This window comes from Arcobacter sp. F155 (genome assembly GCF_004116455.1).
Classification (GTDB): Bacteria; Campylobacterota; Campylobacteria; order Campylobacterales; family Arcobacteraceae; genus Halarcobacter.
Map to the genome: position 1 here is coordinate 100,800 of NZ_PDJU01000011.1, position 20,648 is coordinate 121,447.

The window sequence follows — 20,648 nt, forward strand, 5'->3', positions numbered from 1 at the left end:
TTAAATTAATACTTAATACTAAAGCTATCATGATAAGTAGTTTTAGATGTAATTAGTTGAGTACTACAAGGTGTAGACTCAACTAAAAATTTTAAAAGTTAATTTGTGCAGAAACTATGAATGTTCTTCCTTGTCCTGCTACTCTACCAATTGGACTTACATCAACACCTCTAAAGTAATAATCTTCATCAAAGATATTGTTAACTCCAAAGCTAAGATCTGCTGTAAAGTCACTGTTTAATTTAACTTCCCTTGAAACTTTTGCATTCCATAGAGTATATGAAGGAACCTCTCCATATTGCCCATTTGCTGATTCTTCTTTTGTATTAGCACTATCAGAAAATGCTTTACTAATATAAAGACCTGTTAGGTTGAATTTATTTTTATTGTATTCATAATCAGATGAAATACTAAATTGATGTTTAGCTACCCAAGGAAGTTGATTTCCTCTATTATCACCTGTTAATTGTTCTGTATCAAGATATGTATATCCTAGTGCAAACTGTGTATTATCACTTGGTTTAAAATTGATTTGAGTTTCAATACCTTGGTGTCTAGTTTCTCCAAGATTTTTAAAAGATTGTGTGCTAGCTACATACTCAATTTGGTCTTCATAGTCAATTCTGTAAAGTGTACTTCCAATACTAAATTTACTATTTGGTTCATATCTAAATCCAACTTCATAGTTCCACGCAAGTTCAGCTGCTAAATCACCATCTTTTCTTACTTGTGCTACTTGTGGAGATTTAAGAGATCTTTGTGCATTTGTAAATAAAAACAGGTCATTTGTTGCTTGATAACCAATACTTAAACCTGGAAGCCAAGACCTCATATCTTTTCTTTTATCTGCAAGTGGGTCATTACTTAGGTTATCACCAAAATCAGTATCAATTTTTTCGTATCTAATACCTGGAGTAACTTTTAATCTTCCATCCATTAAAGAGATAGTATCACTTAAATAAGCTGCTACTGCATCTGTTTTGATTTTCCAATCTCTAATAGTACCTTGAACTCCATCGCTAAATTTTGTTTGGTGTAATAAGTAATCAACATCTTCTTTTACATATCTTGTTCCGAAAGTAACTTTGTGATTAGCTTTTTCAAAAGTAAATCTAGGTTCAGTTCCAAAAACATCAATTTCTCTATCGGCAACTCTTACAGAATCAGCTGTTCCTGGAGTAAATGAAGAACCTGATGTATTCCAACCCCAATCAAATCTTCTTTCACTTTTTTGTGCATAGTTCATCCAGTAAAACTCTGTATCTTCTGTAGGATTAAGTTTATATGTTACAGAAGCTCTTTTTGTTTTTCCATGAAATTCATCATATGGTCTTTGTGAAGAGCTTTTATCATCTTTATAATCTTTTGGAAGTTGTGCACCTGGTAAGTTGGCATCAGCTTTGTAGTATTGGATATTTGATTTGATTTCACTATTATCTGTTGGGAAATACTCTAAATCAAAAATGTAGTTATTTACATTTGTATCAGAGTGGTCTCTAAATGATTCTCCATTTATATTATTGTATTGAAGTTGTAATCCTAAATTGTCATTTATAAAACCACCTGTTCTAAAATAAGTATCAGTTAAGATATTTCCATTATCAGCTGAGTGTACTGTTCCTTTTATTGTAGAAGAAGGTTTTGTTGAAATAGGTTTTGTAACAAAATTTACAACTCCACCAACATTATTTGGACCATAGTGAACTGCTGCTCCACCTCTTACAATATCAATTGTTTCTAAAGTTTCCATTGTAATTGGAAATAATGAAAAACTAGAGTGACTATAAGGAGCGATTGCTGCAGGAATTCCATTTACCATTGCATTTAAGTTTGCACTTCTTCCTGGTTTTAATCCTCTTAATGAGATATTTGGTAAAACACCAGTTCCTGTTTCATCTTGAATTTGAATACCTGGTACAACTCTTAAAGCGTCTTCAATATTTTTTGCAGCTGTTTTATTTAATGTCGCAGAATCAATAATTGTTCTTGCTCCACTGTAAGTTTTTACATCTTCAAAACTTGAATTACCAATCCAATCTCCTTGAACTTCCACTTGTCCTAAGTTGTTTGAAGCACTATTTTCTTTTTCATGTACTCTTTTTTTTCTAATTAAAATAGTCTCATCTTCAATAACTGCTTCAAGATTTGTATCTTTTAGTAGTTCTTTAAAAGCTTTTTCAATGCCTTCTATATTTTTAAAGTTTGATGCTTTTTGATTTTTTAATAGTTTTGCATCAACCATATATGACATGTTTGAGTCTTTTGATAATTGTTCAATTGCTTTTTGTAAAGATAGGTTTTCAACTGAATATTGTTTTGCATATAAGCTTGTTGATAAAGCAAGAGCTAACATTGGTGCAATCAATGTTGATTTCTTTTTAATCATTTGTGTCCTTTAGTTTCTTTTTAGTATTAAGAATGATTATTAAAATTATTCTTTTCGATAATAAGACGGATGAATAAAAAAAATCAGACATCAATTTTCAAAAAATTTTATTTTTTTGTTTTTCTTTTCTACTTTAAGTGCATAAATTTTTGGTAAAGCTTTAATAAAAGAATCAAATTCATTTAATTGGAACCTCCCTGTTATAGCAGTTTGTGAAATGTCATAATTTTCAAAGCTAGCTTCGATTTTATTGTATCTTGAAAATTGTTTAATAGCTTCTTTTAAAGGAGTGTTATTAAATAAAATATATCCTTCTTCCCAGTTTGCTATTTTATTTGTTTGAATTTTATTTAAAGATAATATGTTTGAATTCTCATCTAATAAAAGAGAATCCTCTTTTTTTAATAAAGCTATTGTTTCATACTTATTATTGTTTTCTTTTGATATTTTTACAAGCCCCTCTTTTACTTTTATAGAAATCTTTTTATCAAATTTATCAACCTCAAAAGCTGTACCTAAAACTTTTATTTGAGTATCGTTTACCTTTATAGTAAAGACTTTTGTTTTATCTTTTGCAACATAAAACATTGCTCGGCCTTCATTAAACTTTATTTCTCTTTTGTTTTTAAAATAGTTAACTTCTATATCAGAGTTTTTATCTAAAACTATTTTTGTATTATCAGGTAAAAGAATATTATTATTAATACTATTTTGTGAAACTAGATGATTTGAATAAGTAGGAGAAACAAAATCATTGTATTTGAAACTTCCAAAACCAAGGGCTAAAATAAATATTGCAGCTGCTGCTAATGGTTTTGCTTTTTCAATTATCTTTGTTTTTTTTGCTCCTTTTTTCGCTTTACAGGCCAATTCGTCTTTTAATTGGGAAGGAAGAGATTTAAATGCCTTTCTAATAGATTTATTTTCTTCGTATATTTTTTTATGATTTTCATTTGAGTTTAACCAAAAGTTTAATTCACTTTTTTCTTTTTCATTTAAACCTTCTTCTTCTCTTGTAAGCCAAGATATAGCTATTTGTTGGATACTTTTCATATTTGGCTCCTAATAATTGTTCATTTTGTTTTTGATTTTTTCACTGGCTCTAAGAATATTTTTCTCAACTGCAGCGATACTTATACCCATCTTTGAAGAGATTTCTTTTCTAGAGTATCCTTCAATTACGTGTAAAATAAAGGCTTGTTGGCATTTTGGTGGAAGGCTTTGAACTATTTTCATCATTTGTTCATATTGGTTTGATTGTACTACTTGTTCATGGGGTTGCTCTTCTTGAGGAATACTATGTTCCTCTTCTTCATAAAGAGTTTCAGATGAGCTTTTCTCTTTTCTTGACTGGTCTATTACAATATTTCTTGAGGTTTTGTATAAGTAGGCTCTTTCATTATCAATATTTGAACTTTTGTTTACATATAATAATCTACTATAAGCTTCTTGGATAACATCCTTTGCTCTATCCTTGTCACCTACCATTCTTTGAACATAATATACTAACTCTTGATAATATTGAAGCACGTTAAATAAAATCCTTTTTGATTTTGAGAAATATTATCATAATTAAAATTTGAAAAAAGTTAGAAATCAAAATAAATTCCTTTAATAAAAACTTGCAAAGCAACCACATAGAAAAAATTAGATATAATCACGAAAAATTAAACGCGAAAGATTAAAATGATTGATGTAAGAGAACTACAAAAAGATTTTGAAACTATGGCAACTGCACTTAAAAGAAAGGGTGTAGAACAAGAGGTTTTAGATAATTTAAAAGCATTAGCGCAAGATGCAAAAGCAAAAAGACAAGAGATGGAAAATGTTACTGCTGAGCAAAATAAATTATCTAAAGAGTTTGGTAGATACAAAAAAGAAGGTCTTGATATTGCACCTTTACAAGCTTCAATTAATGAATTAAAATCTAAAAAACAATCAATGGAAGATGAAGTAAGAGTTTTAGAAGAGAAGTTAACTTCTATTGCACTTGGTGTTCCAAATCTTCCAGATGCAAATGTTCCAGATGGTGCAGATGAAGAAGAGAATGTAGTGTTAGAAACTATTGGTGAAAAACCTCAGTTCTCTTTTGAACCAAAAGAACACTGGGATTTAGATAATGGTTGGTTAGACTTTGAAAGAGGTGTTAAATTAGCTAAATCAAGATTTTCTGCTATAAAAGGGCAGGGTGCAAGATTAGAGCGAGCACTTATTAACTATATGTTAGATTTTAACAGAGAAAGAGGTTTTGAAGAGTGGTATGTTCCATTTATGGCAAACTCTAATACACTTCAAGGAACTGGACAACTTCCAAAGTTTGAAGATGATTTATTTAAAATTGAAGGTGAAGATTTATACCTTATTCCTACAGCAGAAGTAAGTCTAACAAACCTTTATAATGATGAAATTGTTCCAGCAGAAGAGTTACCTTTAATGTTAACTTCTTATACTCCTTGTTTTAGAAAAGAAGCAGGAAGTGCAGGAAGAGATACAAGAGGACTAATCAGACAACACCAATTTGACAAAGTTGAAATGGTTGCTATTACAAAACAAGAAGAGTCTCAAGAAGTATTTGAAAAAATGGTTTCTTGTGCAAGTGATTTATTAAGTTCACTTGGACTTGCTCATCAAAAGGTGCAATTATGTACTGGTGATTTAGGTTTTAGTGCTGCTACAACTATTGACTTAGAAGTTTGGCTTCCTGGTCAAAATAAATATAGAGAAATCTCTTCTATTTCAAATACAAGAGAATTCCAAGCAAGACGTGCAAAAATCAGATATAAAGATGGTAAGAAAAATGTATTAGCTCATACATTAAATGGTTCATCATTAGCTGTTGGAAGAACTTTATTAGCTATTATGGAAAACTATCAACAAGAAGATGGAACAGTAGCAATTCCTGAAGTTCTTAAAAAGTATTTATAAGAACTTTAATTTTCTTCATTAAACTTCATATCATAAAGATAACTTGAAATTATTTCAAGTGTATCTTTATCATAGCCTAACTCAGGCATCAACTCATATTTTTTTATCATATCTAACATAATTGAAGTCTCTTCTTTTGGTTTTAAAACCCAAGAACTCATATATGAAACAAACTCTTTTTTCTCTGAAAAGGCTTCTTTGTATCTAGTAACAACTATCTTTAGTGATGGTGCTGATATACTTTTTGTTTTGTGATGACATGTTGTACAGTTTCCTTCAAGAAGTAAACTTCCATAGGAATTAGCATTGGCAGATAAAGAAAAAAGAAGAACTAAAAAGAGATACTTCATTTTTATTTAGATTAGTTTCTCAGGTTTACCAAAATAGTAACCTTGCGAGTAATCAACTCCAATTTCATTTAAGATATTGTATATCTCTTCATTTTCTACATACTCTGCAATTGTTTTAATATTTTGCTTTTTAGCAAAAGTTACTATAGTTTCAACTAGGTTTCTACTAAAACTATCAGTTTCAATATTTTTGATTAAACTTCCATCGATTTTTAAAATATCAGGTGTGTATTCTAAAAGTCTTTCAAAGTTAGAATAACCACTTCCAAAGTCATCAATTGCAATTTTTACATCTCCAGCTTTCTTAACATCTGAAATAAAGTTTTTAACTGTATTGAAGTCTTTAATATTTTCATCTTCTAGTAATTCAAAGGTTACTCTACCTTTGTATTTATCCTTTGAAACAAGCTCTATTAGTTTGTTTCTAATAGCATTGTTTTCAATATCTAAAACAGAAAGATTAATACTTACATTGTGCTCAATATGATCTAAAACATTAAATGAACTCTCAATTACTCTGTTTGTGATTTTTGTGTAGTATGCACCTTTTTTAGATACATCAAGGAAGAAAAATGGTGATACAGTTTCACCTTCTTCATTGATAAGTCTTACAAGAGATTCATATTTAATCGTTTGTTTTGTTTGATTATCAATAATTGGTTGAAAATATGAGATAATCTTGAAGTTATCAAGGGCTTTTTTTACCATATGAATAGTCTCAATATTTTTTTGAGCATTCTTTTGAGCTTCATCTACTAGATTATTTGCAAAGATTAAATTCATATTTGTTTCAACAGCTCTTTCAATACCATATTTAGCATTTTCAAATAGGTTTTTTTCTCCTACACAGTAGCTAACTATTAAAGAGATATCGTATTCAATATTATCAAGTTTTATTGTTTCTTGTTTTGTATTTATAATTAGTTCACTTAAGATATTCTCTATCTTTTTTTGTGCTTTATCTAGTCTTGTATAATCACAACTTAGAGCAAATAAACCATCTCCAAGCTTGTAGATTTTCTCAAAAACCTGTCCATCTTTTGGAAGTAATGCAACAATTGCATTTGCTAGGGTTGTTTCTATCTTTTCTACACTTTTTGTATCATAAAACTTATCTAAAATATCAAAGTTTTCAATTTGAATAAGAGCTAAAAATGATTTACTACATGATTCTAAACTAGCAATAAGCTGTTTCTTTTCACTCATTATTTGTGTGATATCATCTCTTAAAGCCATATATTCAACTATTTCACCTCTATTATCAAAAATTGGTTTTATAGTTGATTTTACAAAATAGCTTTTCCCATCTTTTGTTAGGTTTTTAATAATACCTGTCCAAGGTTTTTTATCTTTTTTTATTGTTTTCCATAGACTTGCAAAAAGCTCTTTTGGATTATCAGGATGCCTAACTATATTGTGTGGTCTTCCTACAAGTTCAATTTCAGAGTAACCAGAGATTTCGCAGAAGTTATCATTTACATAAGTTATCATTCCCGTTGGGTCAGTTTTTGAAATAATAGAACTTTTATTTGTAATATCTTTATATTGATTTAGTATGGCGATATTTCTATCATTTTCTTTTATAAGATTACATTTATTGATTACATTTAAAAGGGCATTGTAAAGTTGGTCTAGTTCAAGTGGTTTTAGTATAAAACCATCTATCCCTGCAATAATAGCATCATTGATAAGTTCTTTGTCATTATGTGCAGTTATTATAATCGATGGAATATTGAAGTTTATTTTTCTAGCCTCTTTTATAAAACTTATTCCGTTCATCACAGGCATATTTATATCTGTAATAATTAAGTCAATTGTTGGGTCTTCTTTAAAAATATCTAATGCTTCTTGACCATTTTCAGTTAGTATAACAGTTGGAAAAATTGTTTCTAGAAGTTTTGCTATATTTAACCTAACTTCATAATCATCTTCTACGTAAAGAACTTTGATGTCTTTAGCTTCATTTATTAGATTTTCTAACTGTAATTTATTGACCATTATTACTCTTTTTATATTTTGTATCAAACATTCTACAAAAAATAAAAATAAAAATCAAAATTAAACGTTAGTTTTTAGTTATATTTTATAAATAATCACTTTATGTATGTCTTGCGGTCATATATTTTATTATTTATTGTTATTATTAAATAACCTTTCATGACATTATAGTGCTTGAACTTCATTATTTCTCCCACTTTAATATTATTTTTATTGTAAACTGATTTTGAAGATTGATAATGACCTCTTGAATTTCCAATAGTTACGTGGGGAATATCAGTTTTAAATCTAGAGTTTACAAAGACTTCAGTTATACAAATATTTTTGTAGTCTTTATTTGTAACTCTTTTATTTTTTATAATTTCTTTGTTTCCATCTTTATCATAAATGGCTAAAGCATAAGCATTATAGATTTTAGAGTTGGCAAAAATTGAGCCAATAAGTATTAATAGTAATAATGAAACTTTCATAATGGTTTATTCTACAATATAATTGCATATTTTTTGTGATTTAATTAACTTTTTGTGTTAAAATACAAAAAATATTTTATCTAGGACATTTATGAATTTTTTTAAATATATAAAAGCCGTTGGAACGGGACCAAAATCAAATAGAGATTTAACAAAAGAAGAAATAATTGAAGCTATTCAAGGGATATTAGAACAAAAATGTGAACCTGAACAAGCTGCAGCTTTTTTAATGCTTTTAAGAGTGAAACTTGAAAGTGAAGAAGAGTTAGCTGGTTGTTTACAATCCTTTGACAAATATATTAAAAGAGAAAATATTCCAGAATCTATTGAATTAGGTTTTTCATATGATGGAAAAACAAAACAACCTTATCTTTTCCCTTTATATGGAAAGATATTAAAAGAGTTTTTTGAAAAAAACAATCATATAAAACCACTTGATATTGTAATTAGTGGAGATTTCTGTCAACCAGCAAAAGAGGGAATTACTGTAAAAGATATTGCTACAAATATTGAGTTAGAAGACAATATTCATTTCTTTGATAGAAAAGATTATTTCAAAGAGTTATCTGATTTAACTGAACTTAGAAAAAAACTTTATATGAGAACAGTATTTAATACAACAGAAAAACTTTTAAATCCTGCAAACTCTAAATACTCAATTACATCAGCTTTTCATAAACCATATGTAGAGAAATACACAAAACTTTTTGGAAGCAACTATGAAAACCTTTTAATTTTAAAAGGGAATGAAGGTACAACAGAAGTTTTCTCTAACTTCAAATATTGGGTAAATGAAAATGGAAAAATCGAAGAAAAAAGCGTTGATTTAAAACAATTAGATATCAACTATACAAGAAAATTTGAAGATATCTCTTTAGAGCAAGCAATAGCATTTATTCAAAATCCTGATAAAGAAACAATTAAATTAGCTAAGCTAAATGTAGCTATTTTACTATTTGCAGCAAATAGAGTTGATTCAATAAATGAAGCCTACAATATGTTAAATGAAGAAAAGAAAGGATTTTTAAGCTTCTTTAAAAACTTATTTTCATAATATATAGTATTATATATTTAAGGATAAGTTATATTATGAGTCTTGTATCTGGTTTATTTAATACTTTTTTTAATCCTGATAAAAAAACAAAAGAAGAAACTTCACAGAAAAATGAAGAGGAGTTTTCTTCTTTTTTTGAAAATGTTAATTATCAAGAGTTACTAGATGACACCCTTGATACGATGAGTGATTTAGAAAAACAAGCTCACCTTGAAACACTTAAAGTTTTAAAAGAAATAGGTCTAAAAGAGGATGAACTTTATATTATCAATTTTCATATTCTAAATAAAAATAGTCTAAATCATGAACTTCCTTTTACAGAGGATGAAGAGAAACTAATTGAAAAATATGACTCTTTATTTGATTTTGCATTAGATACTATAAAAGATAGTAGAAAAAGACAATTGGGTTTTAAGAAGCTTCAGACTCAAACAAATATTACTGATGTTATGTTAAAGTCTTTAGATATTCACAATAATAAAACAACTCAAGAATATATCCTTAAAGTTGAAACATAGGAGAAAAGAATGGGTTATCACGATTTATTTTCAGGTTTTAAAAATAGTCTTAGTTATATGGGGCAAGCACAAGGTAGAATACAAGAAGGGTTTTATCGAGCCTATGATAAAGAAAATCCTATAACACCACAGCAAAGTGCTGATTTCACCTCTGCTTTTGTAGAGGAAGATTTTGCAGCAAGACTTGCAGAAGCTCAATTAAAAGCATTAAAGTCTCATGATGAGATGACTCAAACTCTAATTAATATAAAATCTTAAATAAATGAAAATTACTTTTTAAGTATAATATCCTTTTTATAAAGGATTTATGCTGTTTGACTTATTAAACTTAACATTATTAGCTGTTTTTATTCCTACATTTTTTATTGTTTCTATTACTCCTGGTATGTGTATGACCTTAGCTTTAAGCATGGGAATGAGTATTGGTTTAAAAAGAACATTTTTTATGATGTATGGAGAACTTATTGGCGTAGGGTTAGTTGCAAGTGCATCAGTTATTGGGGTTGCAACTATAATGCTAAAATACCCAACTATATTTTTAGTTTTAAAGTATGGTGGTGGAGCTTATTTAGCTTATCTTGGTATTCAAATGTGGATGTCAAAGGGAAAAATGGCTGTTAGTTTAGATGAGTGCTCTTATAGTGTTTCAAGAAAGAACTTAGCTTTGCAAGGGTTTTTAACAGCAATTGCAAATCCAAAAGGTTGGGCATTTTTTATTGCTTTACTTCCTCCTTTTATCGATAAAAATTTAGAATTAGCTCCACAGCTTTCAGTTCTTCTTTTAATAATACTGTTCTTAGAGTTTATGTGTTTGATTATCTATGCAAGTGGTGGAACAACTCTTAGAAAACTTTTGCAAAATAGTAATAATGTAAAACTAATAAATAAAATTGCAGGAACTATGATGATAGGAATAGGAATTTGGCTAGCTTCTAGTTAAGAGTAAAATGAAACTACTAATCAAATCTATTCTAATTTTAGCAACTATTTTTACAACAACACTTCTTATTATAAAGTTTAGTGGAGTTTTAACTGTTGAAGATATAAAAGAAATCTTCGCTACATTGAAGTCACAACCTTCTTATATTTTAGGAGGTTTAATTGTTTTACTTCTTTTTGTAGATTTATTTATTGCCGTTCCAACTATGACAATTATTATCCTTGCAGGGTATTTTATTGGTTTTGAATTGGCTGTGTTTTATACTTTTTTAGGACTTTTTTCAGCTTCTTTTACAGGTTACTTTTTATCAAGAAAACATGGTAAAAAGATTTTAGATAAACTTTCAAGTGATGAAGAACAAAAGTTAGAGATGACAGAACTTTTTAATAAATATGGAGTTTTAGTTTTAATTCTTTCAAGAGCTGTTCCTATGCTTCCTGAAATCTCTTCATGTTTAGCTGGAACTTGTAAAATGTCTTTTAAAAGATTCTTTTTTGCTTGGTCTTTAGGAACTATTCCATATTTATGTGTGATTGCATATGCAGGTTCTATTTCAAAACTTGATGACCCTATGCCTGCTATTTATGCAGCATTAGGTGTGACATTTGTTTTTTGGTTTTTATGGCTAATTTTTATGAAAAAGAATGGAATAAAGCTAAGAAATAAATAGTTTAATTCACAAAGAAAAACTCTTTGTGAATTAAGTTTTAATGATCTAAAATTTGTTCTAAGAATAGTTTTAATCTATCAGATTGAGGATTTTCAAAGAATTCTTCAGGGGTATTTTCTTCTACAATTTGCCCTGCATCCATAAAGATAACTCTATCTGCGACCTTTTTTGCAAACCCCATCTCATGTGTAACACAAACCATAGTAATACCTTCATCTGCTAATTCAACCATTACATCAAGAACTTCCCCAATCATCTCTGGGTCTAGTGCTGAAGTTGGTTCATCAAAAAGCATTATCTCTGGATTATTACAAAGACATCTTGCAATTGCAACCCTTTGTTGTTGCCCACCTGATAATTGATTTGGATATTTATGAGCTTGCTCTGCAATTTTTACTCTTTCTAAATAGTGCATTGCAGTTTCAATAGCTTCATTTCTAGGTTTTTTAGATACCCACGTTGGAGCAAGAATCAGGTTTTCTAAGATTGAAAGGTGAGGGAATAGGTTAAAGTGTTGGAAAACCATTCCTACATGAGTTCTAATCTCTCTAATTCTTTTTACATCTTCTGTTAATTCTAAACCATTTATAACAATTTGTCCTTCTTGGAATTGTTCTAGTCTATTCATACATCGAATAGTAGTAGATTTACCAGAACCAGAAGGTCCACAAATTACAATTTTCTCACCTTTTTTTACTTTTAAATTAACATCTTTTAAAACGTGGAAATCACCATACCACTTATTTACATTGTTCATTTCTATCATATATTCTAATTCACTCATTATGTTTTCCTATTTGTGATCTGTGTTAAATTTTTCTTCAATTGATTTAGCATATTTAGACATACTAAAACAAATAACCCAGTAAATAAAGGTTACAAATACATATCCTTCTGTTTCAAATCCTAACCAATTTGGGTCTGTTGATGTTAATGTAACCATTGCTAAAACATCAAATAATCCAATAATTAATACTAATGTTGTATCTTTAAATAAAGAGATAAATGAACCAACAATATTTGGAATTGAAATTTTAAGTGCTTGAGGTAAAATAATTAGCCCCATCGTTTGCCAATAATTTAATCCTATTGAATCAGCAGCTTCATATTGACCTTTTGGAATAGCTTGAAGACCACCTCTAATAACTTCTGCAATATAAGCAGCTTGGAAAAGTGTAATACCAATTAATGCTCTAAGAAGTTTATCAAAGTCCATATTCTCTGGAAAGAATAGTGGCAAAATAACTGATGACATGAATAATAGAGTAATTAAAGGAACACCTCTAATAAACTCAATATACATAACACTTATTGTTCTAATAATTGGCATATTTGATTGTCTACCAAGAGCAAAGACAATACCAATAGGGAAAGAAACAATAATACCAACAGCAGCTACAACAATAGTAAGTAGTAATCCACCCCATTTAGTTGTAGGAATAATCTCTAAACCAAAGCCACCATAAAGTAAAACTACTGAGATAATAGGAAAAGAGATAATAATAAATGCTCTAGCAAGAGTATTATTTATATTTCTAAATCCAATTGTATATAAAATAAAGATTGCAAGTACTAAGTTTGGTCTCCAGTATTGTTCTTCTGGATAGAAACCATAGATAAACTGATTGAATTTTTCATAAATAAAAATCCATCTAGCACCATCTTTTGTAATCTCTTCTTTTGTTCCACTCCATGTTGCATCAAAAATCATCCAATCAAGTAGAGGTGGAACTGTTATATATAAAAGGATAAAAGACAGTATTGTTAAAATAGAACTAATAATATCTGAAAATAGATTCTCTTTTAACCAGTGAACTAATCCTTTTGTTCCTGAAGGAGCAGGACGAGCTTGTTTTGTTTCATAAATTGCCATCTCTATCTCTCCTTAATCTTTATTTTTTCATTAATATAGTTCATGATAATTGAGATAACTATACTAATTGTTAAATAAACAGCCATTGTCATTAGAATAATTTCAATTGCTTGTCCAACTTGGTTTAAAGAAGTTCCTGCGAAGATTGTTACTAACTCTGGATAACCAATTGCCGTGGCTAGTGAAGAGTTTTTAGTCAAGTTAAGATATTGATTAATCACAGGTGGAATAATAACTCTTAGTGCTTGTGGTAAAACAACTTTTTTTAAGATTATATGCTCTTTTAATCCTAATGCATGAGCTGCTTCTTTTTGTCCCTTTGGTACTGCTTCAATACCAGCTCTAACTGCTTCAGCAATATATGTTGCTGTATAAATACTAAGAGCAAAAGCAAGTGCAAGAAGTTCTGGAATTAAAGTCCAACCACCTGTAAAGTTAAAGCCTTTAAGTTCGGCATACTCTAAAGTTGCAGGTGTTCCACTTACAAAGAATACTAAAGTTGGTGCAGCTATTAAAATAGCTAAAGAAGTCCATGCAACAGGAAACTCTTCTCCTGTTTCATCATGTTTTTTTCTTGCCCATTTTACTAAATACGCACATGCAATAACTGCTAAAATAAAAGCAATGATAACAGCTATAAAACCACTTTCTAAAATAGGTTTAGGAATATAAAGACCTCTATTATTAAAGAAAATAGAATCAAAATAATTGATTGATTGCCTAGGACTAGGCAGTGAAGCTAATACAACATTATACCAAAATAGTATTTGTAGAAGAATAGGAATATTCCTAAACGTTTCAACATATACCATACAAAGTTTAGAAATCATAAAGTTTTTAGAAAGTCTTCCAATTCCAATTAAAAGACCAAGTATTGAAGCAAAAAATATACCAATAGCAGAAACTAAAATAGTATTTAATAACCCAACAATAAAAACTTTTCCATGAGAGTTTGATTCATCATACTCAATAAGTGATTGTACGATTCCAAATCCGGCTTCACTACTTAAAAAGTCAAACCCTGTATTAATCCCACGTTTTTCAATATTTATAAACATATTATTTAAAATAAAATATGTAAATATAAATATCCCTGCAAGTGCAAGTATTTGATAAATGATAGCTCTTTTTTCAGGATTGTTATAAAAGGCTACATTTTCCTGAGGTTCTTTTTTTATTTTTTTCATTTTTTTACCTTGTCATTAAAAGAAGAAGAAAATCTTCTTCTTTTGTATTAAATAAAATAAGTATTTCTACTTTTTTTATCTAATTGGTGCTCCATATTGTAAACCACCATCTTTCCAAAGTTTATTTAAACCTCTGTCAATTTTTAATGGAGAGTCTTTTCCAACATTTCTATCAAATACTTCTCCATAGTTACCAACTTGCTTGATAATATTATAAGCCCATTTTGCATCAAGACCCATTTGCTCACCAATATTTGATGAAGTTCCTAATAATCTTTTTACATTTGGATTGTTAGATTTTAACATTTCATCAACATTTTTAGAAGTAATACCTAATTCTTCTGCATTTAACATTGCAATATGAGTCCATTTTGCGATATTAAACCATTTGTCATCACCTTGTCTAACAACAGGACCTAAAGGCTCTTTTGAAATAATTTCAGGTAAAACAATTGCAGAGTTTGGATCTTTTAGTTTTGTTCTTAAAGCATATAATTGAGAAGCATCAGAAGTAATAACATCACATCTTCCAGCTTTAAAACCTTCAATTGTTTGAGCTGTAGTATCATATGTAATTGGAGTATACGCCATGTTGTTTGCTTTGAAGTAATCAGTTAAGTTAAGTTCAGTAGTAGTTCCTGCTTGAATACAAAATGCAGCTCCATCAAGCTCTTTAGCAGATTTTACACCAAGGTCTTTTTTTACCATGAAACCTTGTCCATCATAATAGTTAACAGCAACAAAGTTTAATCCTAAAGAAGTATCTCTAGTTGCAGTCCAAGTTGTGTTTCTTGAAAGAACATCAATTTCACCACTTTGTAAAGCAGTAAATCTCTCTTTTGCATTTAAGTGAGCATATTTAACTTTAGATGCATCACCTAAAACTGCTGCCGCTACAGCTTTACAAAAATCAACATCCATACCTTTCCAAACACCATCTGTATCAGGAGCAGCAAATCCAGGAAGACCAGTATTTAGTCCACAACTTAAGTAACCTTTCTTCTTCGTATCGTCAAGTGTATCTGCCATAGATACCGATGCAGTCATTGCTAAAGCAGCAAGACTTAATGTAACAGTTTTAAGTAATTTCATCATTTCATCCTTTTTTTATTTTTCACAACAAAATTATATATTCTAAATATAGCAATTGTGTAGCAAATACAATTATATTGTAAAAAATTACCTACTTTTAAAAACTTTTGTATAATTAATGTGCAATTTTGATATTACTTCCTTCTTATTTAATATGTAAATTAGCACCTAAATATTTGTCAAATTTAAGGGGATTTATATTAAGCTTAGGAAAATTTAAATTGGAGCATTTATGCTAGTAGATGGATTTGGTAGAAAAGTAGACTATCTAAGGGTTTCAGTTACAGAAAGATGTAACTTTAGATGCCAATATTGTATGCCAGAAAAACCATTCTCTTGGGTACCTAAAGAAGAGTTATTAAGCTATGAAGATTTATTTGAATTTATAAAAGTTGGAATAGATGAAGGTATCAAGAAAGTAAGAATTACTGGTGGAGAACCTTTATTAAGAGAAGGTTTAGAAAACTTTATAGAAATGATAGCTACATATAAAGAAGATATAGATTTAGCACTTACAACAAATGGGTTTTTATTAGACCAAGCAGCACAAAAACTAAAAGATGCAGGACTTAAAAGAATTAATGTTTCTTTAGACTCATTAAAAGAAGATGTAGCTGCAAAAGTAGCACAAAAAAATGTTTTAAAGAAAGTTCTAAAAGGAATTGAAGCTGCCCATAAAGTAGGTTTAAAAATAAAAATAAATTGTGTACCTATGCAAGGAATAAATGATACAGAGTTAGTAGATATTTTAGAATTCTGTAAAGAAAAAGGTTATCCTGTTAGATTTATTGAGTATATGGAAAACTCTCATGCAAAAGATACTGCAAAGGGTTTAACAAGTGATGAAATTCAAGAAATAATTAGAAAATCATATAACTTTACAAAAGAAGAAAGAACTGGTTCTTCACCTTCTCAAGATTATAAATTAGAAGATGGCTATGTCTTTGGTATTATTGAACCTCATAAAGATGATTTCTGTGCAACATGTAATAGAATTAGATTAACTGCAAGTGGTGTATTAATTCCATGTTTATATTTTGAAGATGCACAAAGTATTAAAGAAGCAATTCAAGCAAGGGATATCAAAAAAGCAGCAGCTATATTAAAAGATGTTTTAGCAAATAAACCAGAAAAAAATAAGTGGTCATCTGAGGACTCTACTGAGACTTCAACTAGAGCATTTTATGAAACAGGGGGATGATAGGTTAGAAACCTATTTTCTTTCTTTTCCCTAACTCTTTTAGTGTTTTAAGTTCTTGCTTTCTACTTACATTATAAAACTCTACAAATAGTCCTATTGCATTTGATTTTAAATGAATATGAGAATCTTTAATTGTATCACTAGCTACTAAGTATTCATTGTTTACATTCTTTTCTACTTTTTTATAATCATCATAAAGAGTCTCAATTTGTATTCTAAGAGATAAAAACTCTTTTCTATTATCTGAGATAATTCCAACATAATAAGAACTACCTGCTTTTTTAGTAAACTTTTGGTTTGTTTTACTTGTATCAATATTTAATTCTTTAATAAGTTGTGCAAACTTGATATCTTGTTGTTCACCTAAATCATTATCCAATAAAAATTTACAAACTTCTTCTGATTTTTTTAATCCAAAGTCATAAGTTATACCATCAGTTAAAACTATTTCTGAGTTATCTTTTAATAAAAATGTAACTTGAAAAGATGAGTAGAAGTTTCCAAGTAGATAATTTATTTCTGTTTTAATATCTTTAATATCTTCTAGTTTAATTTTCTCTTCTTTATTGTTTTTATTATTGTCGCTAAAGTGCCAAGAAATAAATGTATCATCAATATTTATTTCAATAGTTCTTTTTATAAATGTTACATAAACAGTAGAAGCAATTTGAAAAGCACATAATGCAAGTGCAGCAAAAAAAAGAATAGAGTAGATTCCACCTTGTTGAATATGACCTTGATACATTACTGATGCAAATAGTGAGAATGCAACAAGCATAAAAAGTTTGTATGAGTAGGCTTTATCTAAATTTAGTTTCAGTGATTGCATTTGATGACCTTTTCTTTGTGTTTGCGTATTATAGTTTACTTTGTTTAAATTTAACTAAGATTTATAGAAAATTAGTTTTTTCCTTAAAGAAAGATTAATATAGTTTAAGATAAAATCCGGTTCCACTTTATAAAAGTGAGATAATATACCTATTAGGAGGTCATTATGGCTTTAGATCAGGACGTAAAAGCAGAAATTATTGCAAAATACAGAAGAGAAGATAACGATACAGGTTCAGCAGAAGTACAAATTGCACTTTTAACAGAGCAAATCAAAGTATTAACTGAGCACTTAAAAACAAACAAAAAAGATCACTCATCAAGATTAGGTCTTTTAAAAATGGTTGGTAAAAGAAAAAGACTTTTAGCATATTTAAGAAAAACTGATTATTCAAGATTCACTTCATTAATTGCAGACTTAGGAATCAGAGCTAAGTAATTTATAGCTTTTAAAAGAGTAAAAAAGGTTGCAAGATTTCTTGCAACCTTTTTTTTTGAATTAAACATAAGAATATAAATTAGTTTTTATTAATAATAAAGATTAATAAATCTTCTTGTAGAATATTTAGAAAAATATTATTAGGGAAAAAATGTTACTAACTAAAAAGAGCGAATATGCTTTACTTTCTTTGATTTCTATTGCAAAAAGTGATAGCCCAAAGAATGTTGATGTTTTATCAAAAGAATTAAATATTCCTAAATCTTTTTTAGCCAAAATAATGCAAAACCTTGCAAAAAACAATATTGTACTTTCTCAAAGGGGAGTTAATGGAGGTTTTGTTTTAAAAAAACCTTATGATGAAATCACTATTTTAGAGATTACAACAGTTGCAGAGGAAAAGATACCATCGGTATTTGAATGTTCTCCTTCTGTTACATCATGTCCTCAAGATATTGCAAATGCATGTAGCGTTTGGCCATTATTAAATAATCTACAAGGCAAAATAAATGACTTTTTAGGAAGTCTTACATTAAAGGACATTGCTACATGAAGCTTTTTCATTTATCTCATACAGATTTAGATGGATTTAGCTGTCAATTAATCACAAAAGAGTACTTCAAAGAAGGTTTTTTCTATAACGCTAATTATGGTTTAGAGGTAAAACTTTCACTTAAAAAGATTTTAGAAGAGATAGAAGCTTTAAAAGATGAAGAGATTCTTTTTTTAATTACAGATTTAAATTTAACACTTCAAGAAGCTAAGGACTTAAACAAAAGTATTGAGGCTTTAACTGCTGATGGATATAACATCAAGCTACAATTATTAGATCATCATGCAACTGGTGAAAAAAGTGCAGCAAAATATGACTGGTATTATTTAGACATAAAAAGATGTGCTGCAAAAATCACTTATGATTATATGCTTGAAACATATGATGCTTTTGATGAAGAGACTAGAAAGTGGTTAAAACCATTAATTGATAGTGTAAATGCAATTGATATTTGGTTAGACCATGAAACTCAAAACTTTGAATTTGGAAAAGTATTACTTACAATGATTAGTAAAGTAAGAGAAATAAACAATGTTTTATTTGCTGATTTAAATAGAGAGTTTAGACTTCATTTATTAAAAGAAGCATCAAGTTTTCTAGAAAAAGAGAATGGAAATATTCTTTTAGATGATAGTATTCATAGCTTAAAAAAAGAGTTTCTAAAACAAGATGGAATTGATGATACAATAGATAACCTTGCTGCAAAATATTTAGTTCACTCTTTAGAGGGACTAAAAGATGAGTTAACTGTAACTTACAAAGGACATAAAGGTTTATTGACTTATACTTTAGGTTCTATTTCTATTCCTGCAAATGCATTTTTAAAAGCAAATCCAGATTTTGACTTTTTTATTGATATTAGTAAAAAAGGAAATACTTCATTCCGTGCAGATGGAAAAGTTGATGTTTCTCTAATAGCTCAAAAACTAGCAAATGGCGGAGGCCATGTTAATGCTAGCGGTTGTAAATTTGATGATTTCAAAGAAACAATTAATTACAACGATGTGAAAAAGTATATTCAAGGTAAACTTGATTCACTATCGGCTTAAAACTTAACAGATACATAAAAACTTAGCTCAAACTTATCATCATCGCTTAAGAAATTATTCTTTTTATATACAGCGTATGATGGTTTAGTTGTTGTTTCATATCCACTTTTTAATAACCACTCATGATAAACCCAGTGAATAAATTTCAGCATATCCCCATGGTTACCTACTAAATCAAATTTTGCATAAACTCCTTTAGCAATTTTAAACTTAGGAAGCTTTTCATTATATGCATCGGTTTTTACACAAGCAATATATTGGCACTCATTTAAGTGAGTAATTGTTGGATTATCATGAAGTAGGGCAATTTGTTTATACTCTTTTATATCAGAGCTTAAAATCCAAGTTTGAAGTTTTTGCCAGGTCTGTTTAATATTTACGTTGTAGCCTTTATTTCTTATATAATAACTCTCTAAATAAGGCATCTTAACTATCTTGGGTTCTAAGTTTGAAAAATCAGCAGTTGATTTTAACGCAAACTCTGATTCTTCTAAAATCTTATTTGAATACTCTTTGTATCCATTGTTTCTCCACTCTTTAGGAGAAAAGTCAAATCTGTTTTTAAAAGCTTTAATAAATGAAGACTGAGAACTATAGCCACAAGAGTTTGCAATATCCGAAATCGTAGAGTATCTATTTGTAAGCAATAGGTTTGCAGCTTTTTGTAATCTAATTGACTTTATGCTTTCATAGATGTTTTTTCCAAAAGCTTCTTTAAAGATTCTATGCATATGAAATTTACTAATTTGTAAGTCATAACTTAGTTCCTCAATATCTATGTGAGTGTCGATATGAGTGTAGATGTAGTAAAGAATATCATTTGCAATTCTAGTTCTTTTTTCCAATGTTTCTTTTTTCATGGTAACCATTGTAGCACTATTAAACTAAAAAAATAGCACGGTTGAACAATAAAATTAGCACAAAAGAAGAAGAAAAAGTTTTATTATTTCATTACAATAGATTATCTAAATTGAACTAGAGGAAAAACATGGAAACAAACTTAATTGCGGAAGCAGTAAAGTTTATGGCATTAGGTATGGGAATAGTGTTTATATTCCTAATAGTAATGATCTATGCTTTAAAACTGCAAGCAAAAATAATAGGGAAGTATTTTC

At 28.8% G+C, this 20,648-nt stretch carries 23 protein-coding genes; 11 read left to right on the forward strand and 12 right to left on the reverse strand.

Annotation, left to right across the window (positions count from 1 at the left end; translation table 11 throughout):
* Positions 1-91 precede the first annotated feature (91 nt).
* From CRV03_RS11725 to CRV03_RS11735, 3 genes are all read right to left on the reverse strand, one after another.
* The gene (locus CRV03_RS11725; RefSeq protein ID WP_129085331.1) at positions 92-2,386 is read right to left on the reverse strand and encodes a TonB-dependent receptor; all 2,295 of its coding nucleotides are present in this window, start codon (positions 2,384-2,386) and stop codon (positions 92-94) included.
* A 90-nt stretch (positions 2,387-2,476) separates the two neighbouring features.
* Entirely contained in the window at positions 2,477-3,439 is a 963-nt protein-coding gene (locus tag CRV03_RS11730) for a FecR family protein (protein WP_129085332.1), read from the reverse strand.
* 9 nt (positions 3,440-3,448) lie between these two features.
* Positions 3,449-3,916 carry an RNA polymerase sigma factor gene (locus CRV03_RS11735; RefSeq protein WP_129085333.1) on the reverse strand — a complete coding sequence of 156 codons (468 nt, stop codon included), beginning with the start codon at positions 3,914-3,916 and terminating at the stop codon, positions 3,449-3,451.
* Between the two features lie 156 nt (positions 3,917-4,072).
* Between CRV03_RS11735 and serS the strand changes: the two genes are divergently transcribed.
* Positions 4,073-5,311, forward strand: a complete 1,239-nt coding sequence (gene serS, locus CRV03_RS11740) for a serine--tRNA ligase (RefSeq protein WP_129085334.1) — start codon at positions 4,073-4,075, stop codon at positions 5,309-5,311.
* A 5-nt stretch (positions 5,312-5,316) separates the two neighbouring features.
* Here serS and CRV03_RS11745 read toward each other — a convergent pair whose 3' ends face one another.
* The 3 genes from CRV03_RS11745 to CRV03_RS11755 all read right to left on the reverse strand — a co-directional run bounded on the left by CRV03_RS11745 (position 5,317) and on the right by CRV03_RS11755 (position 8,129).
* The gene (locus CRV03_RS11745) at positions 5,317-5,661 is read right to left on the reverse strand and encodes a cytochrome C (RefSeq protein ID WP_258239082.1); all 345 of its coding nucleotides are present in this window, start codon (positions 5,659-5,661) and stop codon (positions 5,317-5,319) included.
* Positions 5,662-5,667: 6 nt separating this feature from the next.
* Positions 5,668-7,659 (reverse strand): EAL domain-containing protein, encoded by a 1,992-nt coding sequence (locus CRV03_RS11750; RefSeq protein ID WP_129085335.1) that lies wholly within the window; start codon positions 7,657-7,659, stop codon positions 5,668-5,670.
* A gap of 95 nt (positions 7,660-7,754) precedes the next feature.
* On the reverse strand, positions 7,755-8,129 hold the full coding sequence (locus tag CRV03_RS11755) for a hypothetical protein (protein WP_129085336.1): 375 nt from the start codon (positions 8,127-8,129) through the stop codon (positions 7,755-7,757).
* Positions 8,130-8,220: 91 nt separating this feature from the next.
* Between CRV03_RS11755 and CRV03_RS11760 the strand changes: the two genes are divergently transcribed.
* Genes CRV03_RS11760 through CRV03_RS11780 form a run of 5 tightly spaced genes read left to right on the forward strand, consistent with a single transcriptional unit; the run spans position 8,221 to position 11,311 of the window.
* Positions 8,221-9,183 (forward strand): glycosyl transferase, encoded by a 963-nt coding sequence (locus CRV03_RS11760; protein ID WP_129085337.1) that lies wholly within the window; start codon positions 8,221-8,223, stop codon positions 9,181-9,183.
* A 35-nt stretch (positions 9,184-9,218) separates the two neighbouring features.
* The gene (locus CRV03_RS11765) at positions 9,219-9,701 is read left to right on the forward strand and encodes a hypothetical protein (protein WP_129085338.1); all 483 of its coding nucleotides are present in this window, start codon (positions 9,219-9,221) and stop codon (positions 9,699-9,701) included.
* Between the two features lie 9 nt (positions 9,702-9,710).
* The gene (locus CRV03_RS11770; protein ID WP_129085339.1) at positions 9,711-9,959 is read left to right on the forward strand and encodes a hypothetical protein; all 249 of its coding nucleotides are present in this window, start codon (positions 9,711-9,713) and stop codon (positions 9,957-9,959) included.
* A gap of 49 nt (positions 9,960-10,008) precedes the next feature.
* Positions 10,009-10,641 (forward strand): LysE family translocator, encoded by a 633-nt coding sequence (locus CRV03_RS11775; RefSeq protein ID WP_258239083.1) that lies wholly within the window; start codon positions 10,009-10,011, stop codon positions 10,639-10,641.
* 7 nt (positions 10,642-10,648) lie between these two features.
* Positions 10,649-11,311, forward strand: coding sequence for a VTT domain-containing protein (locus CRV03_RS11780; protein ID WP_129085340.1), 663 nt, complete (start codon positions 10,649-10,651; stop codon positions 11,309-11,311).
* Between the two features lie 37 nt (positions 11,312-11,348).
* Here CRV03_RS11780 and CRV03_RS11785 read toward each other — a convergent pair whose 3' ends face one another.
* The 4 genes from CRV03_RS11785 to CRV03_RS11800 all read right to left on the reverse strand — a co-directional run bounded on the left by CRV03_RS11785 (position 11,349) and on the right by CRV03_RS11800 (position 15,463).
* On the reverse strand, positions 11,349-12,077 hold the full coding sequence (locus CRV03_RS11785) for an amino acid ABC transporter ATP-binding protein (protein WP_258239084.1): 729 nt from the start codon (positions 12,075-12,077) through the stop codon (positions 11,349-11,351).
* A gap of 27 nt (positions 12,078-12,104) precedes the next feature.
* Positions 12,105-13,184, reverse strand: coding sequence for an amino acid ABC transporter permease (locus CRV03_RS11790; protein ID WP_129085342.1), 1,080 nt, complete (start codon positions 13,182-13,184; stop codon positions 12,105-12,107).
* Between the two features lie 2 nt (positions 13,185-13,186).
* On the reverse strand, positions 13,187-14,371 hold the full coding sequence (locus CRV03_RS11795; protein WP_129085343.1) for an amino acid ABC transporter permease: 1,185 nt from the start codon (positions 14,369-14,371) through the stop codon (positions 13,187-13,189).
* Between the two features lie 75 nt (positions 14,372-14,446).
* Positions 14,447-15,463 (reverse strand): amino acid ABC transporter substrate-binding protein, encoded by a 1,017-nt coding sequence (locus tag CRV03_RS11800; protein ID WP_129085344.1) that lies wholly within the window; start codon positions 15,461-15,463, stop codon positions 14,447-14,449.
* Between the two features lie 232 nt (positions 15,464-15,695).
* Here CRV03_RS11800 and moaA point away from each other — a divergent pair, with 232 nt between their 5' ends.
* Positions 15,696-16,664, forward strand: a complete 969-nt coding sequence (moaA, locus tag CRV03_RS11805; RefSeq protein ID WP_129085345.1) for a GTP 3',8-cyclase MoaA — start codon at positions 15,696-15,698, stop codon at positions 16,662-16,664.
* Positions 16,665-16,668: 4 nt separating this feature from the next.
* Here the strand turns inward: moaA and CRV03_RS11810 are convergent, their stop codons facing one another.
* Complete coding sequence (locus CRV03_RS11810; protein ID WP_129085346.1) at positions 16,669-17,493, reverse strand: hypothetical protein; 825 nt, start codon at positions 17,491-17,493, stop codon at positions 16,669-16,671.
* Between the two features lie 165 nt (positions 17,494-17,658).
* On the opposite strand from CRV03_RS11810, the gene rpsO reads away from it, so the two are divergent.
* The 3 genes from rpsO to CRV03_RS11825 all read left to right on the forward strand — a co-directional run bounded on the left by rpsO (position 17,659) and on the right by CRV03_RS11825 (position 19,533).
* The gene (rpsO, locus tag CRV03_RS11815; protein ID WP_129085347.1) at positions 17,659-17,931 is read left to right on the forward strand and encodes a 30S ribosomal protein S15; all 273 of its coding nucleotides are present in this window, start codon (positions 17,659-17,661) and stop codon (positions 17,929-17,931) included.
* 151 nt (positions 17,932-18,082) lie between these two features.
* The gene (locus CRV03_RS11820; protein ID WP_129085348.1) at positions 18,083-18,484 is read left to right on the forward strand and encodes an Rrf2 family transcriptional regulator; all 402 of its coding nucleotides are present in this window, start codon (positions 18,083-18,085) and stop codon (positions 18,482-18,484) included.
* A complete protein-coding gene (locus CRV03_RS11825) occupies positions 18,481-19,533 on the forward strand; it encodes a DHH family phosphoesterase (protein ID WP_129085349.1) in 1,053 nt (350 codons plus the stop codon). Before CRV03_RS11820 ends, CRV03_RS11825 begins: the two co-directional genes overlap by 4 nt.
* Here CRV03_RS11825 and CRV03_RS11830 read toward each other — a convergent pair.
* A complete protein-coding gene (locus CRV03_RS11830; protein ID WP_129085358.1) occupies positions 19,530-20,393 on the reverse strand; it encodes a GyrI-like domain-containing protein in 864 nt (287 codons plus the stop codon). The two genes, CRV03_RS11825 and CRV03_RS11830, sit on opposite strands and share 4 nt — an antisense overlap.
* Before the next feature lie 128 nt (positions 20,394-20,521).
* On the opposite strand from CRV03_RS11830, the gene CRV03_RS11835 reads away from it, so the two are divergent.
* Positions 20,522-20,648, forward strand: a 127-nt coding sequence (locus tag CRV03_RS11835) for an OadG family protein (RefSeq protein WP_258238984.1), incomplete at its 3' end; no start/stop codon positions are given.